Source organism: Klebsiella sp. JB_Kp031 (genome assembly GCF_040064295.1).
In the GTDB taxonomy this organism is placed as follows: domain Bacteria; phylum Pseudomonadota; class Gammaproteobacteria; order Enterobacterales; family Enterobacteriaceae; genus Klebsiella; species Klebsiella quasipneumoniae.
In genome coordinates, this window is the sequence record NZ_JBEAJW010000001.1 from 117,625 (window position 1) to 132,280 (window position 14,656).

Sequence of the window (14,656 nt, forward strand, 5' to 3'; positions counted from 1 at the left end):
TGGACGGAGGTATGCTCCTGCCGGCATTGCGCATGCTAGTCTTCCACAACATCACTCTCAAGGAACGAGCATGAGCAGGAAAAAGTGGAGCCAGCCGCTGATCTGGGGAATGATCATCGCGATCCTCAATCCGTTAGGGATAAGTTATATCGCCTTAATCGGCGTCGCTCTCGGCAACACGCTGACGTTTGTCTGGTGTGCGATGCTGGCGTGGGCTATTTATTTCTATGCCATTTATTTGCTCTGTACTCGCCCTCACGAGAGCCGACTGGTACAAATCTATTTATTGATGATGGGTACCCTGATGCTCCCCTGGGGGTTAGTACTGCTTATCACTTGTTGCATGAATGAGATCAAGGCCAATAAGCCGCGATCGTCGTCATCGCAGAGCGAGACAAAAGACGGCTAACCATGCACACGCAACCGTTTTCCTTGCCGGCAGTTCATGCTATTCTCTGTGGCCTCTAAAGCAGTGTGAAACACACCCACAGGAGTTTTAAGACGTATGTCTTCCCGCAATAATTCGGCGCGTATCGCCATCGTGATGGGGTCCAAAAGCGACTGGGCTACCATGCAATTTACCGCAGAAATTCTTGATGCCCTGAACGTTCCGTACCATGTCGAAGTGGTCTCCGCCCATCGCACGCCCGATAAGCTGTTCAGCTTCGCTGAAAGCGCCGAAAGCAATGGCTATCAGGTGATTATTGCTGGGGCAGGCGGCGCGGCGCATCTGCCGGGCATGATTGCGGCGAAAACCCTGGTGCCAGTGCTCGGCGTACCGGTTCAGAGCGCAGCCTTAAGCGGTGTCGACAGCCTTTACTCCATTGTTCAGATGCCGCGCGGTATTCCGGTCGGCACACTGGCCATCGGCAAAGCCGGCGCCGCGAACGCCGGTCTGCTCGCCGCGCAGATCCTCGCCCAGCATGATGCTGAACTCCACCAGCGCCTGAGCGCCTGGCGCCAGGCGCAAACCGATGAAGTGCTGGATAACCCGGACCCGCGGGGTGCGGCATGAAACAGGTATGCGTACTCGGCAACGGCCAGTTAGGCCGTATGCTGCGCCAGGCCGGCGAGCCGCTGGGTATTGCCGTCTGGCCGGTGGGGCTGGAAGCCGATCCGGAAGCGGTGCCATTCCAGCAGAGCGTCATCACGGCAGAAATTGAACGCTGGCCGGAAACCGCCCTCACCCGCGAGCTGGCCCGCCACCCGGCGTTCGTCAACCGCGACGTCTTCCCGATTATCGCCGATCGCCTGACGCAAAAGCAGCTGTTTGACAAGCTTGGTCTCGCCACTGCCCCGTGGCAGCTGCTGGCGGATAAAAGCGAGTGGCCGGCGGTGTTTGCCCGCCTTGGCGAACTGGCGATCGTTAAGCGTCGCGTTGGCGGTTACGACGGCCGCGGCCAGTGGCGTCTGCGGGAAAACGAGATCGATCAGCTACCGGCCGATAACTACGGCGAGTGCATCGTCGAGCAGGGGATTAACTTCTCCGGCGAAGTGTCGCTGGTGGGTGCCCGCGCCCATGACGGCAGCACCGTCTTCTACCCACTGACCCGCAACCTGCATCAGGACGGTATTCTGCGCGCCAGCGTCGCCTTCCCGCAGGCCAATGTCCGCCAGCAGGAGCAAGCGGAAAGCATGCTGACGGCGATCATGAACGAGCTGAACTACGTCGGCGTGATGGCGATGGAGTGCTTCGTCACTGCCGAGGGACTGCTGATCAACGAGCTGGCGCCGCGCGTGCACAACAGCGGCCACTGGACGCAAAATGGCGCCTCCATCAGCCAGTTTGAGCTGCATCTGCGAGCGATTACCGGCCTGCCGCTGCCGCCGCCAGTGGTTAACAGCCCGTCGGTAATGATCAACCTGATCGGCACCGATCTCAATTACGACTGGCTGAAGCTGCCGCTGGTCCACCTGCACTGGTACGATAAAGAGGTGCGCCCGGGTCGTAAAGTCGGCCACCTGAACCTGACCGACAGCGATACTGACCGTCTGAGCGCGACGCTGGAAGCGATCAAGCCGCTGCTGCCAGCGGAGTACACCAGCGGTCTGTTCTGGGCGCAATCGCAACTGGCGTAACGCCTCACCTTTGTCTTGCCGGGCGGCGGCTGACGCTTGCCCGGCCGATAAAAGCCCAGCTATTCAGAATTCGTCGCCCTGGCAACGCGTCGCCGTCGCGGGGCAGAATGCACGATATTCAGGCATCCTCACCGACAGTAGTCCCCCGTCAGGGCTTGATACAGGTTCCCGCCTGACCGGCGAGAGTCTCCTCAATGCGTGATAACGCGCCAATCCACGCCCGCTTGCCCCTGCGGCGAACATAGCTGCTGACTGCCGAAATTTTCGGTCCCATCGCGCCATCGTCGCGAGCAAAAGGCGCCAGCGCCTCCGGGGTCGCTTCACGGATCGGTCGCTGCATTGGGGTGCCCCAGTGTTCATATACCGCATCCGCATCGGTGAGGATCACCAGACCATCGGCATCAATCTGTTCCGCCAGTAGCGCTGCGGCCAAATCTTTATCGATAACCGCCTCTGCGCCCTGCCCGCTCTCGAGCACCGGAATGCCTCCGCCGCCACAGCAGATCACCACATGCCCCTCATTCAGCAGACGCTCAATCGAGTCGCTCTCCTCAATTCTCACCGGCCGTGGCGAGGCGACAACCCGACGCAAGTATTTGCCGTCGCGCTTCATCGTCCAGCCGTACTCCTCTTCCAGCTGCTGCTGTAACTCAGGGTCATAGACCGGACCGATAAATTTCTCCGGCGCCGAAAAGGCCGGATCGTTCGATGCCACAGTAATACGCGTCATCACTGTCGATACCGGCGGTACCGACGATTCCTGCGCCAGGCATTGGGCCAGCATATAGCCAATCATGCCCTGGCTCTCCGCCACCAGCACGTCCAGCGGGTAAGGTTCGACGTCGCTATAGGCCAGATTTTGCAGCGCCAGCAGGCCTACCTGCGGCCCGTTGCCGTGCACAATGGCCAAACGGTAATGCTGCGCCAGACGCGCCAGCGCGGGAACGGCACTGTGAATATTGCGATATTGATTTTCTACCGTCAGCGCTTCTCCGCGCTGTAATAAAGCGTTACCCCCGAGGGCAACAACCAGCGTTTTCATAAAAGTCCTTACATTATTTGTTGCGCCAGCCAGAACCCCAGAAGCGTGTCGGCACCAGAGGTGTGCCCCATCGCCAGCAGGGCTTCAACGGCAGGTTCAATTCGTCGTCCGCACTGAAGCGCGTTAACAACATGCAGTAGCGGTGAAGCGAAGCATCCCTTACTGGCGTAGCGTAAATAGTTGACGCTGACCTGCGTTGTGGCGGCATGCAGATCGCCGGAGGCACGAAAGAAATGGTGTCCGCTGTTGCGCGACATCAGTCCAGAACACCACGCGGACAGCATCATGCCGATCAGCATATCGTCCATGCTCGGCGTCAGGCCTGGCCCCTTCCCCAGCCACAGCCGCCAGTCAACGGCGCTCCCGGCCAACGCAGAAGCAAAACAGTGGCGTAATTGCCGCAACTCAGGATGATGCGGCAGATGGATAGCCTGTGACAGCGGCCCGAACAGGCCCGTCTCTTCCGGGCGCTTCATGAGCGCTGTCGGTAGATAAGGGCCACCAGGCTGATATCGAGGCCGCAGGGAGCAGCGCCTTCGCGGTGGTAACAGCAACAGGTTATCGACCTGAATGCCGTCATCCCGTGCTATCGGCAGCCCCCCCGCCTTCAGCGCCGCGTGTAAACGGATAAAATCATGGTGACGTAATACCCATCCGCCGGGGCTCACGCCTTGTCCCCGATGATGCAGCGTCAGCAGCGCGCCGTCTGCAACATAGAGATTGATGGTGCGCTGCCAGAGGCCGCCGGTTCGCCATGGCTGGCGATGGTCCGGCGCGTCAATGCTGCCTGTTAGCGGACGGATCTTATCCATTGTGTGCCTCAGCTCACGCCCAGCTCGTCCGCCAGCGCTTCCAGCGCCAGTTCAAAGCAGGCCAGTGGGGCTCTGACGGTTCCGGCGCCAATCTGGCCGATCCCCGCCTCTTTATGCGCGATACCAGTGTTGATAAGCGGTGTAATGCCAGTTTCAACCACCCGGCGAATATCCAACCCCAGACAGGCGCCCTGGAAATCCCAGCCCGGAATTTGCAGTTGCATATTGCGTTCAAGGAAGATTTCCGCCATCTCCTCGGAGACCGATTTCGCCGCCTCCATCCCACCCGCGCCGACAAAGCGAGTCACGCCCGGGGCCGCGATCATCGCCGCCCCGCCGATGCCGAAAGTTTCAGTAATGGCGCTATCGCCCATATCCGGGTTGGCCTGCTCCTGCGAGAAGCCAGTGAAAAACAGCCCCTGCGGCGTATTGACCGGCGCGGTAAACCAACGGTCGCCCAGCCCGCTGACGCGAATACCGAACATATCGCCGTTGCGGGTCATCGCGGTGACGATACTGCCCGCGCGGATCTGCGCCCCGGCATCCATCGCCGATTTACAGTAGGCCATCGCCAGGTTGAGGAAGAACTGGTCGGTAATGGCGAGGAAATCCATCACTTCAGCTATCTGCTGTTTGTCGTGATTTAGGCGCGCCAAATGCGGTGCCAGCGTGCGCATTAGCAGCGCGGAGGTGGCGATATTACGCTGGTGAAACTCATCCCCCATGGTGATGCCCTGCGCCATCATCGCCGTCAAATCGATACCGCGCTCCATCTGTTTCAGCGCTGCGCTAAGCACCGGCATCAGCACATCGCGCATCCAGCGCAGGCGCTGCTGCACATCTTCACCGTAAGCGCCGAAACGCATCACCTTGCCAATTCCTTCGTTCAGGTTGCAATAGGCGCGGTTGCCTTCAGCGATGTTTTCCACCACCAGCATCGGCATGTTCGGCGAAGTAATGCCGCCCATTGGCCCCACGGCGTTAACGTGATGGCATGGGATAAAGGTAATTTCGCCGCTTTCCAGCATCGCATGGGCGGTTTTTTCATCCTGCGCCCAGCCTTCGAACAGGCATGCGCCAATGCAGGCCCCTTTCATTGGGCCGGTCATCGCCTGCCAGCGCATCGGCGGCCCGGCGTGGAGCAACGTTTTGTTCTGATTCAGCGCCCCGATTAGCGCACCTGCCGGCTTCACATCCAGCCAGTGCGGACGTGCATTCCGAATTCGTTCAATTACTGCCTCATTGGCCTGCGCCACTGATGTAAACATAGGGACCTCTTATTGCAAACGCTCTAATAAACGAGCCAGTTTTTTATTTCCTCCGGCAATCGGCGCCCACTGATAGTGAACAACCGGCGTTCCGGCGGACTGTAAATCGATCGCAAAACTGCGCAGACCGGCATTAATTACCGCCACCCCGTCCAGCAGACTGGAACGCGGTGCGGGCTCCGCCATCCGCTGAGGGCTAATCAGCGCAACAGCAAGCAGCGCGGCTTCCGGGAGGCTATCGACCACCACCACGCCGGCATCTTCCAGCTCGGCAATCTGTCGGGAACGACACTGCGGGTCATTTTCGGTACCGGTCACGGTCGCGATAACGTGCAGCGGATGGCTTTCACTCCTCAATGCCCAGGCCCGCCGGCATGCTTCCACCAGCGATCCCGCCGGGTCGGCGGTGGCGCCATAGCCAATCACCACATCCAGCAGCAATACACCCACCTGCGTTTGCTCGCCGAGTTCAGCAATCAGTTGGTTACGCAGGGAGGGATCAATCATCGGGTGTGGACGACCGACGGTGTAGAAATCATCGCCGAGGTCGACGACCTGGTGGCCTAGGGCGTTGAGCATCATGCCCTGCGGGTGATGCTCATCGGGAGTGATGTTCAGGCGCTCAGCCAGCAGCCCGGCGGATTCCGCCGCCAGCGTGCCGCCGGTGTATAAACCGCGAATATGCTTACCCGCGACTGCGGTCAGATTTTCCTGATGGCGTACCACTCGCGCTAACAGACACGCCAGCCGACCGGCCTCGTCCAGCGTGCGGGCAAACCAGACGTTTTCATCACGGTTGACTGGCGAGACATAGCCAAGAAATAGCGCCACCACCGGTTTAGCACTGCGTTTCATTGCGTTAATTATCTTCAGGCGCACCGCCTCAGCAGGTGGCTTGGAAACAAAGGCCAGTACCTGGCTCTGTGCATCCTGGGTTAGCATTTCCAGCGCCGTTTGCGCACTAAGCCCCCCCACTTCCGCGCTCAGGTCACGGCCGCCGAGACCAATCGCATGGCTGATCCCTTCGCCGCCGAGGGCAATTTGCGAGACCAGTTCCTGGATACCGGTACCGGAAGCGCCAATCACGCCGATGTTGCCCTCCGGTGTGACGTTGGCGAAGGCCAGCGGGGTGCCGGCGATCATGGCGGTGCCGCAGTCCGGCCCCATCACCAACAATCCTTTGTCACGGGCACGGGTTTTGAGGGCAATTTCATCTTCCAGGGTGACGTTGTCGGAGAAGATCATCACGTTTTTCTCGCTACTGAGCGCCTGATGGGCCAGCTCCGCGGCATATTCTCCGGCAACGGAAATTAAGGTCATATTGGCCTGCGGCAGTTTTTGCATCGCACTTTGCCAGCGGCGAACCACGTTCAGACTCTGACTTTGTCCGCTTCCCTGCGCCAGGGCGGATAAGGCGTCATCCAGACGGGCGATAATCATTTCCGTCACCGACGCATCTGCGCAATCGGTACGGATCGCCACGCAAATATCATTCGGCGTCGCCGTGGCAAAATCGTCATGCCAAAAACCGGTAGTTTCCAGCAGCGCTTTATTTGCCGGCGTGCCCATCATGACCGAAACATCGTCGACATTTTCTGACTCACTCAGCTTGCGTGAAATAATCATTAAACTGACTGAATCCTGAAAACAGCCCTTTTTAATAAAGGCATGGATCATAATAACTCCCCAATAATTGCACCCATTGCAATTGAATGAGCATGGTTAATCTGCCATCAGGCTAACGAGATGAAATTCTTAATGGCGTGACCAAAATCACATGAGGATTATTACCACAGGCTTTCAAACAAACCACCTGACATTAGCAGTGATTTTTTAATAAATCGATTACACGGCCATTTATGATAAATCCGTTACGATTATCAAATAAAATCTAACACTGGTCATTTAACTATACAGATCACAATTTCAGTTTCTTTTCCCCGTATTTTAATCAGCAGTCAGGCTCTACACCGTCGTTAAAAGGAAGACAGATGAAAGTCAGTCGGGAAACACTTCATCAGCTTATTGCTAATAAGCTGAACGCAGCAGGACTTACTCATAATCACGCGGATATTATTGCCGATGTGTTGGTTTATGCTGATGCCAGAGGCATTCATTCGCACGGCGCGGTTCGTGTTGAATATTATGCTGAACGAATTTCAAAAGGCGGCACCAATCGTCATCCCACCTTTAGCTTTGAAAAAACCGGCCCCTGCAGCGGCATTTTGCATGCCGATAACGCCGCCGGCCAGGTCGCCGCCAAAATGGGCATGGAACATGCCATTGAGATCGCCCGGCAAAATGGCGTAGCCGTAGTGGGTATCCGCCGCATGGGACACAGCGGGGCCATCTCGTACTTCACACAGCAGGCGGCTCGCGCCGGGCTGATTGGCCTCTCGCTGTGTCAGTCAGACCCGATGGTCGTCCCTTTTGGTGGGGCGGAGATCTACTACGGCACAAACCCGCTGGCCTTCGCCGCCCCCGGCGAGGGCGACGATATCATCACCTTCGATATGGCCACCACCGTCCAGGCGTGGGGAAAGATCCTTGATGCTCGTTCTCGCCATGAAAGCATTCCCGATAGTTGGGCGGTGGACAAAAACGGCGCCCCAACCACGGATCCCTTTGCCGTCCATGCTCTGCTTCCTGCCGCCGGCCCGAAAGGTTACGGGCTGATGATGATGATTGACGTCCTATCCGGCATTTTGCTCAACCTTCCTTTTGGTCGCCAGGTCAGCTCGATGTACGACAACCTGAGCCAGGGGCGTGAGTTAGGACAATTGCATATTGTGATTAATCCTGACTTTTTCTCCTCCAGCGCCTTATTTCGCCAGCACATTAGCGACACCATGCGCGAATTAAGCGCCATTACGCCAGCGCCTGGATTTAGTCAGGTTTATTACCCGGGGCAGAATCTGGATATCAATGAGAAAAACAGCGCGGTCAACGGGATCGAAATCGTTGATGAGATTTATGACTATCTGGTTTCAGACGCTTTATATAACCGCTCTTATGAAACCAATTCCCCTTTTGCTCAATAAAATAAGTAACAGGAGTTATGTATGACTCATTCTTTTCGACAGGCAATTGAAGAAACATTGCCCTGGCTTTCATCCTTCGGCGCCGATCCTACCGGCGGACTCACCCGCTTGCTTTATTCGCCGGAGTGGCTGCAGGCGCAGCAGGCGTTTAAACAAAAGATGAGCGACAGCGGGCTGGAAACACGCTTCGATGAAGTGGGTAACCTTTATGGCCGCCTGCCCGGTAGCCGTTTTCCCGACGACGTTATCCTCAGCGGCTCGCATATTGATAGCGTCGTCAACGGCGGTAATCTTGACGGTCAGTTTGGCGCGCTGGCGGCCTGGCTGGCGGTCCGCTGGCTAAAAGAGACCTACGGGGCGCCGCTGCGTACCGTGGAGGTGCTGGCGTTAGCGGAAGAAGAAGGCAGCCGCTTCCCTTACGTCTTCTGGGGCAGCAAAAATATCGTCGGCATCGCTAACCCGGCGGACGTGCGTGAGATTAAAGACGCCAAAGGCGTGGCGTTTGTCGATGCGATGAAGCAGTGCGGTTTCAGCCTGCCCGCCGCCCCGCTGGCGCCGCGCCGGGATATTAAAGCCTTCGTTGAACTGCATATCGAACAGGGCCGCGTGCTGGAAACCAACAAGCAGTCCATCGGTGTGGTCAACGCCATCGTCGGTCAGCGCCGCTACACCATTACCCTCAACGGCGAGTCTAACCATGCCGGCACCACCCCAATGGGCTACCGCCGCGACACCGTCCATGCTTTCAGCCGCATCTGCTGCGAATCTATCGCCAAAGCGAAAGCCCACGGCGACCCGCTGGTGCTCACTTTCGGTAAAGTCGACCCGCAGCCGAATACGGTCAACGTGGTGCCGGGTAAAACGGTCTTTACCATGGATTGCCGCCACACCGATGCCCTTGCATTAACGGCATTTACTGAAGTGATCGAAGGCGATATGCGGCGGATCTGCAAGGAAATGGATATTGGCATTGAAATCGACCTGTGGATGGATGAAGCTCCGGTTCCCATGGACAAGAGGCTGGTCGCCCAGCTCACTGCCCTGTGCGAAAAGGAGAAGGTGAATTTCCGCGTGATGCACAGCGGCGCGGGGCACGACGCGCAAATTTTCGCCCCCTGCTTCCCGACCTGCATGATCTTTATGCCGAGCATTAAAGGTATTAGCCATAACCCGGCGGAGAGTACGCATATCGACGATTTGGCGGAAGGCGTAAAAACGCTCGCCTTAATGCTGCACCAACTGGCCTGGACTGAATAAGGAAAAGATAATGGGATATTTAAATAATGTCGTGGGTTATCGCGATGATTTACTGGCCAGCCGTTCCATCGTGCGCCACGGTAATTATGCCCTGCTGACGCCGGACGGTCTGGTCAAAAATATTATTCCGGGTTTTGCTAACTGTGATGTGACTATTCTGTCGACGCCGAAATTAGGCGCATCCTTCGTTGATTATCTGGTGACGCTGCATGAAAACGGCGGCAATCAAAGCGGGTTTGGCGGCGAAGGCATTGAAACCTTCCTGTATGTCATAAAGGGGGAAATCACCGCCGGGGCGCAGGGTAAAACCTTTGCGCTGACCGAAGGCGGCTATCTTTACTGCCCACCGGGTGAACGGATGACGTTCAGTAATAGCCATTCAGCCGACAGTCAGCTATTTCTCTATAAGCGCCGCTATATTCCGACAGAGGGCCATGCGCCTTATCTGGTCACCGGCAACGTCAGCCAGCTGGAGCGTATTCATTATGAAGGAATGGAAGACGTTATTCTGATCGACTTCCTGCCAAAAGAGCTGGGCTTCGATATGAATATGCATATCCTCTCTTTCGAGCCGGGCGCCAGCCACGGCTATATCGAAACTCATGTGCAGGAGCACGGCGCCTATATTCTTTCCGGCCAGGGCGTGTATAACCTCGATAACAACTGGGTTCCGGTGAAGAAAGGCGACTATATCTTTATGGGCGCTTATTCCCTACAGGCGGGATACGGCGTTGGGCGCGAGGCGTTCAGCTATATCTACTCGAAAGATTGCAACCGTGACGTTGAGATCTGATTGCTAACAATCTGCGCTCGTTGGTATTGCCCGGCGGCGCTTTGCTTGCGTGTTCCTACGGGTACATCTCGCCGCTTTCGTCGGCCGGGTAAGGCGTCATCCGCCACCCGGTGAAATGCGGACACAACGGTAAAGGCGGATTTGTTACCCATCGCATAACATTCTTTTTTGTTTAGCTATGTTGGATTTTGCCACGGTGAGAACCGTGGCATTTTTTATTCAGGCGGGAATGTTCTGGCCGAGCTTGATAGCACAGGCAATATTGCGCGCGCAGGCATACAGATTTTGCTCACCGCGATCCAGCACTTCGGCAAGCGGCGCCAGCGCGGGCAGAATGCTGAATACCGCATCAATGCCATGCTGATGCACCGCTTCCACGCCGTCCCCCAGAACGCCAGCGATACCGATCACCGGGATGCCATGCTTTTTCGCAAGCCGCGCCACGCCAATCGGCGCTTTGCCGCCGACGGTTTGCGAATCCATTCGCCCTTCACCGGTAATCACCAGATCCGCGTCGCGCAGCGCCTCCTCCAGTTGCATCGCCTCAATCACGATATCGATGCCCGGCTTCAGCGCCGCGTTAAGGAATACGCAGGCCGCCACGCCCATTCCGCCCGCCGCGCCGCCGCCGACAATCTTCGTCACCTCCGCACCCGTTGCCATGAGCAGCACCTGCGCGTAATTTTGCAAACCGCGCTCGAGGGCAGCGACCATCTCTGCGCTGGCTCCTTTTTGCGGGCCAAAGACCGCCGCCGCGCCGCGTTCGCCGAGCAGTGGATTATCCACATCGCAGGCCACATCAATCCGGCATTTGCGCAGGCGCGGATCGAGGTCGCGTAAGTCAATGCTCGCCAACCGAGCCAGCACGCCGCCACCGAATCCTACGCTCTCGCCGCGCTCGTCAAGAAAACGTGCCCCCAGGGCCTGCGCCATGCCCATTCCACCATCTACCGTGGCGCTGCCGCCTATACCGAGGATAATATGGCGAACGCCGGCGTCCAGCGCGTGGCGAATCAACTCCCCGGTCCCGAAGCTGGTGGCCCGCAAGGGATCGCGTCTCCCGGCGGGAACCAGCATCAGCCCGCTGGCTGCCGCCATTTCAATAAACGCGGTTTGCCCGTCGCCGCTCAGGCCATAGAAGGCGCCTACCACCTCCCCCAGCGGCCCCATCGCCGGCAGCATCACCATTTTGCCGTCGGTCGCCTCAACCATTGCCTCAACCGTCCCCTCGCCGCCGTCGGCGATCGGCAGGCAGATGCACTCCGCCTGAGGGAAAATGGAGACGAAGCCCGCCTTAATCGCCTGAGCGCAGCGACTGGCGCTGACGCTTTCTTTGAACGAGTCTGGTGCAATAATAATTTTCATTGTTCATCCTTTTAATGTCATGACTTAATACGATCCCAGGGAATGAGATTCTCCATGGCTACCGCCAGCAGCACCCCGATTAGTAAGCCGTTACCTACGAGGGGTCTGATTGTCAGAGGCAACGTCTGGAGATAAACCGGCGGTAGTCCCATCAAAAAAATGCCGACAAATAACGGTAGAGCCAGCCGATAGATATTTCGCGCGGTAAAGGTAATTTGCTTACTGAAAGATAAACTGGAATATAACAACGGCAGATAAGAGACCAGCATAACCGCACTGCTGATCGGTAAAGGCAGGGTGGTAAAAAAGTGGGTCAGCGGCGTAAATAATCCAACCAGCAGACAGCACAAGCAGCCGATAATAAATGGCCGGCGCGAGGTGTCGCCCGTTTGAGTTAATAAAGCTGTCGACGAAACAAACGGGGAAAATGGCACCACGTTGAGCGGAACCGTTATTAATGTTATCAAACCGGAGATCATAAAGCTGCGTCGATAGCGGGTATTACTGGCCCCCTGTTGGGGGTAAAAAACATCGGTGCTGCGAATGGCGCCATAGGTATTGGTAATATTAACCAGTCCCGCCAGCAGGGCGGTTAAAATGATGCCGGGTCGTAGCTGGCCGCCATAACCCAGCGGGAACCACTGCCAGTGAATGGGGCCTGAGGCTACCGTAGCGGGAGGTATGCGAAACAGCAGATACCAGCCTGCCCAGCCCGCCAGAGTGCCGATCAGCAGGGCGTAGCGAGCGATACCATCCGGGAGAAAAATGATCATTCCCAGCACCAGAATCATCACCGACAGCGCCAGGCAAAATGGCGCCAGCTGAATACCCGGATTAACCTGCGTCGAACTAAAGGGCAGCCCAAGCATGCCTTTAAAAAAGATGGTAGTCAGCTGCGCGCCCAGCAGCAGCATGAAAAAGACCATTACCGTTGGGCTGAAGAGCTTAGCCAGGCGATGGCCAATGCCGCTTACGCCAATGATGATGGTGAGCACCGCCGAGAAAAATATGCCGACAGCCAGGCTGGAGGCGATGCTGTCGAACGGCGTCCCCCGTGCGGCTTCGCCCACGGTGACCGTCAGAATGGTGCTCCACCACAGGCCCGTCGGTCCTTCCATAATCGCCCGACGATGTCCCAGTAACGCCTGTGCCAGACAGGCCAACCCGGTGGTGATAAACCCGTACTGGGTAAGCGTAATTAACGCGCTGGCAGGGAGCTGAAAAGCAGACTGTAATGTTGGCGGTACCACAACGGTGTTGCAGAAAATAAAGAAGAACCATTGAAACCCCGCCAGGGTGTTACGTTTATTTAGCGGCAATACCACCATGATGAAATCCTGAAAAAGCGCCTGCCGTTAAACAGGCGCTAAATATGGAATGGGGCGAGAAACGGTCCCCTCTCCCTTTTGGGAAGAGGGATAGGGTGAGGCGAAATGTACCCACCTATGCCCTCACCCCGGCCCTCTCCCAAAGAGAGAGGGAGAAAACCATCCCAACTGTTTATTCACCCGTTACTGCTGATGCTTAAGGATAAATTTCCCCTTCGGTGCGCGCGGGAAGCCCTGTTCGATGTCATAGATCACCTCGCCGCGCAGGATGGTTTTAGCAATCCGAGCGCCAATCTTGCGACCAACGTAAGGGCTGACTTTATGGCGATATTCGAGGTCTTCTGCTCGTAAGACGTAGCTGCTGTTCGGCTGAATAAACACCAGGTCGGCATCTTTACCCGGGGCAATGCGGCCCTTATGCTTCAGGCCGAAAATATCGGCGGCGTTGGTCGCCATCAGACGGGCAAACTGCGGCAGAGACATACCGCGTTTCTGCACCGCTTCATCAAACATCACGTCCATGCAGTTTTGCAGACCGGCAATCCCGCCCCAGGCCTGCATGATATTGCCAGCCTTCATCTCCGGTGGGCACGGCGAATGGTCGGAGACCAGGCAGTCGATTTCTCCGTTGAACAGCTTTTCCCACATGCCTTTCTGGTTTTCCGCATCGCGGATCGGCGGAGAGCACTTCGCCAGGGTACCAATCTCTTCGAACTGATCGGTATCGAGCACAAAGTAGTGCGGGCAGGATTCACAGGTGACGTCCTGCCCTTCCTGACGGGCGCGGGTCACTTCGGCGACCCCTTCCGGGCTGCTGACATGACACACGTGCAAGCGGCAACCGGCGACTTTCGCCAGATACAGAACGCGGCGAATGGCTTCCACTTCGGTGAAGACCGGACGAGAGGCTACGTAATCATGCGCCGTCACGCGGCCTTCCCTTTTCGCCTCTTCGCCCAACTCGTCGCAGATCAGCGCGTTTTCGCAGTGCACCAGCACGGTCTGCTTCATTTCGGCCAGCTTTTGTATGCCTTTGAAGAATTGCCAGTCGTTGACGTCGCGGAAGTCGTTATCGATCCCGCGGTCTCCGCAGGTGGCGACGAAGCATTTGAATCCCACTACCCCCACTTCATCCAGCTCATGCAGTCGGTCGAGGTTATAAGAGACCAGGCCGCCAAGCTGCGCAGCATCGATGGTCAATTTGCCTTTCGCCGCGTCGAATTTCAGCTCAATGGTCTGCCGGTCGACGGTGGCCGGTAGCTGATTCAGCGGCATTTCGATCATCGTGGTGATGCCGCCTTTTGCCGCAGCGCGGGTCCCGGTTTCGTAACCTTCCCAGTGGGTACGGCCAGGTTCAGAGATATGCGTATGCGCATCGACCATGCCCGGCGAAACGATCAGGCCCGTGGCATCCATGACCTGCTTCGCCTCGCCCAGGTGTTCACCGATAGCGGCGATTTTGCCGTCGTTCACCGCGATATCGACTACCCGGGATTCGTTTTCCAGAATAACAGTGCCGTTTTTAATGATTAAATCAAAAGACATAATAACTCCTTGTATGTGTACAGATGGGTCAGCCGCCATACTTCTGCTGCGACATTGCGTGCCGCAATAACAATGGCTTTGGCCGGTAATGCTTCATCCATGAAATAAACTTTCCTGGTTAAAATT

13 protein-coding genes are annotated in these 14,656 nt (G+C 57.0%); 6 read left to right on the top strand and 7 right to left on the bottom strand.

Features of this window, described 5'->3' with window-relative positions; translation table 11 throughout:
- Window positions 1-70: 70 nt before the first annotated feature.
- The 3 genes from ABLV64_RS00520 to purK all read left to right on the top strand — a co-directional run bounded on the left by ABLV64_RS00520 (window position 71) and on the right by purK (window position 2,079).
- Complete coding sequence (locus ABLV64_RS00520; protein ID WP_049117071.1) at window positions 71-409, top strand: hypothetical protein; 339 nt, start codon at window positions 71-73, stop codon at window positions 407-409.
- Between the two features lie 96 nt (window positions 410-505).
- Window positions 506-1,015: a 5-(carboxyamino)imidazole ribonucleotide mutase gene (gene purE, locus ABLV64_RS00525; RefSeq protein ID WP_004204711.1), complete on the top strand. Its 510-nt coding sequence runs from the start codon at window positions 506-508 to the stop codon at window positions 1,013-1,015.
- Window positions 1,012-2,079: a 5-(carboxyamino)imidazole ribonucleotide synthase gene (purK, locus tag ABLV64_RS00530; protein WP_057213751.1), complete on the top strand. Its 1,068-nt coding sequence runs from the start codon at window positions 1,012-1,014 to the stop codon at window positions 2,077-2,079. The genes purE and purK overlap by 4 nt, the downstream gene beginning before the upstream one ends.
- A gap of 148 nt (window positions 2,080-2,227) precedes the next feature.
- On the opposite strand, the gene ABLV64_RS00535 is transcribed toward purK, so the two are convergent.
- From ABLV64_RS00535 to ABLV64_RS00550, 4 genes are read right to left on the bottom strand one after another with little or no spacing between them, the layout of a single operon-like run.
- Complete coding sequence (locus ABLV64_RS00535; protein ID WP_094311741.1) at window positions 2,228-3,121, bottom strand: carbamate kinase; 894 nt, start codon at window positions 3,119-3,121, stop codon at window positions 2,228-2,230.
- Window positions 3,122-3,129: 8 nt separating this feature from the next.
- On the bottom strand, window positions 3,130-3,933 hold the full coding sequence (locus ABLV64_RS00540; protein WP_064794524.1) for a DUF2877 domain-containing protein: 804 nt from the start codon (window positions 3,931-3,933) through the stop codon (window positions 3,130-3,132).
- An 8-nt stretch (window positions 3,934-3,941) separates the two neighbouring features.
- Window positions 3,942-5,201: a DUF1116 domain-containing protein gene (locus ABLV64_RS00545; RefSeq protein WP_057213745.1), complete on the bottom strand. Its 1,260-nt coding sequence runs from the start codon at window positions 5,199-5,201 to the stop codon at window positions 3,942-3,944.
- Window positions 5,202-5,210: 9 nt separating this feature from the next.
- The gene (locus tag ABLV64_RS00550) at window positions 5,211-6,878 is read right to left on the bottom strand and encodes an acyl-CoA synthetase FdrA (RefSeq protein WP_348843120.1); all 1,668 of its coding nucleotides are present in this window, start codon (window positions 6,876-6,878) and stop codon (window positions 5,211-5,213) included.
- 314 nt (window positions 6,879-7,192) lie between these two features.
- On the opposite strand from ABLV64_RS00550, the gene allD reads away from it, so the two are divergent.
- Genes allD through allE form a run of 3 tightly spaced genes read left to right on the top strand, consistent with a single transcriptional unit; the run spans window position 7,193 to window position 10,292 of the window.
- Window positions 7,193-8,242: an ureidoglycolate dehydrogenase gene (gene allD, locus ABLV64_RS00555; protein ID WP_043521422.1), complete on the top strand. Its 1,050-nt coding sequence runs from the start codon at window positions 7,193-7,195 to the stop codon at window positions 8,240-8,242.
- 21 nt (window positions 8,243-8,263) lie between these two features.
- A complete protein-coding gene (gene allC, locus ABLV64_RS00560; protein WP_062914527.1) occupies window positions 8,264-9,499 on the top strand; it encodes an allantoate deiminase in 1,236 nt (411 codons plus the stop codon).
- A 10-nt stretch (window positions 9,500-9,509) separates the two neighbouring features.
- Window positions 9,510-10,292, top strand: coding sequence for a (S)-ureidoglycine aminohydrolase (allE, locus tag ABLV64_RS00565; RefSeq protein ID WP_025714221.1), 783 nt, complete (start codon window positions 9,510-9,512; stop codon window positions 10,290-10,292).
- A gap of 219 nt (window positions 10,293-10,511) precedes the next feature.
- On the opposite strand, the gene glxK is transcribed toward allE, so the two are convergent.
- The 3 genes from glxK to allB form a co-directional block, all read right to left on the bottom strand.
- Window positions 10,512-11,657 carry a glycerate 3-kinase gene (gene glxK / locus ABLV64_RS00570; RefSeq protein ID WP_065903579.1) on the bottom strand — a complete coding sequence of 382 codons (1,146 nt, stop codon included), beginning with the start codon at window positions 11,655-11,657 and terminating at the stop codon, window positions 10,512-10,514.
- Window positions 11,658-11,674: 17 nt separating this feature from the next.
- On the bottom strand, window positions 11,675-12,985 hold the full coding sequence (locus ABLV64_RS00575) for a uracil/xanthine transporter (RefSeq protein WP_043521426.1): 1,311 nt from the start codon (window positions 12,983-12,985) through the stop codon (window positions 11,675-11,677).
- A gap of 183 nt (window positions 12,986-13,168) precedes the next feature.
- Window positions 13,169-14,530, bottom strand: a complete 1,362-nt coding sequence (gene allB / locus ABLV64_RS00580) for an allantoinase AllB (RefSeq protein ID WP_043521427.1) — start codon at window positions 14,528-14,530, stop codon at window positions 13,169-13,171.
- Between the last annotated feature and the right edge of the window lie 126 nt (window positions 14,531-14,656).

Coding starts and splice junctions, on each gene's coding strand:
- ABLV64_RS00520 (WP_049117071.1), top strand. CDS start 71: ATGAGCAGGAAAAAGTGGAGCCAGCCGCTGATCTGGGGAATGATCATC.
- purE (WP_004204711.1), top strand. CDS start 506: ATGTCTTCCCGCAATAATTCGGCGCGTATCGCCATCGTGATGGGGTCC.
- purK (WP_057213751.1), top strand. CDS start 1,012: ATGAAACAGGTATGCGTACTCGGCAACGGCCAGTTAGGCCGTATGCTG.
- ABLV64_RS00535 (WP_094311741.1), bottom strand. CDS start 3,121: ATGAAAACGCTGGTTGTTGCCCTCGGGGGTAACGCTTTATTACAGCGC.
- ABLV64_RS00540 (WP_064794524.1), bottom strand. CDS start 3,933: ATGGATAAGATCCGTCCGCTAACAGGCAGCATTGACGCGCCGGACCAT.
- ABLV64_RS00545 (WP_057213745.1), bottom strand. CDS start 5,201: ATGTTTACATCAGTGGCGCAGGCCAATGAGGCAGTAATTGAACGAATT.
- ABLV64_RS00550 (WP_348843120.1), bottom strand. CDS start 6,878: ATGATCCATGCCTTTATTAAAAAGGGCTGTTTTCAGGATTCAGTCAGT.
- allD (WP_043521422.1), top strand. CDS start 7,193: ATGAAAGTCAGTCGGGAAACACTTCATCAGCTTATTGCTAATAAGCTG.
- allC (WP_062914527.1), top strand. CDS start 8,264: ATGACTCATTCTTTTCGACAGGCAATTGAAGAAACATTGCCCTGGCTT.
- allE (WP_025714221.1), top strand. CDS start 9,510: ATGGGATATTTAAATAATGTCGTGGGTTATCGCGATGATTTACTGGCC.
- glxK (WP_065903579.1), bottom strand. CDS start 11,657: ATGAAAATTATTATTGCACCAGACTCGTTCAAAGAAAGCGTCAGCGCC.
- ABLV64_RS00575 (WP_043521426.1), bottom strand. CDS start 12,985: ATGGTGGTATTGCCGCTAAATAAACGTAACACCCTGGCGGGGTTTCAA.
- allB (WP_043521427.1), bottom strand. CDS start 14,530: ATGTCTTTTGATTTAATCATTAAAAACGGCACTGTTATTCTGGAAAAC.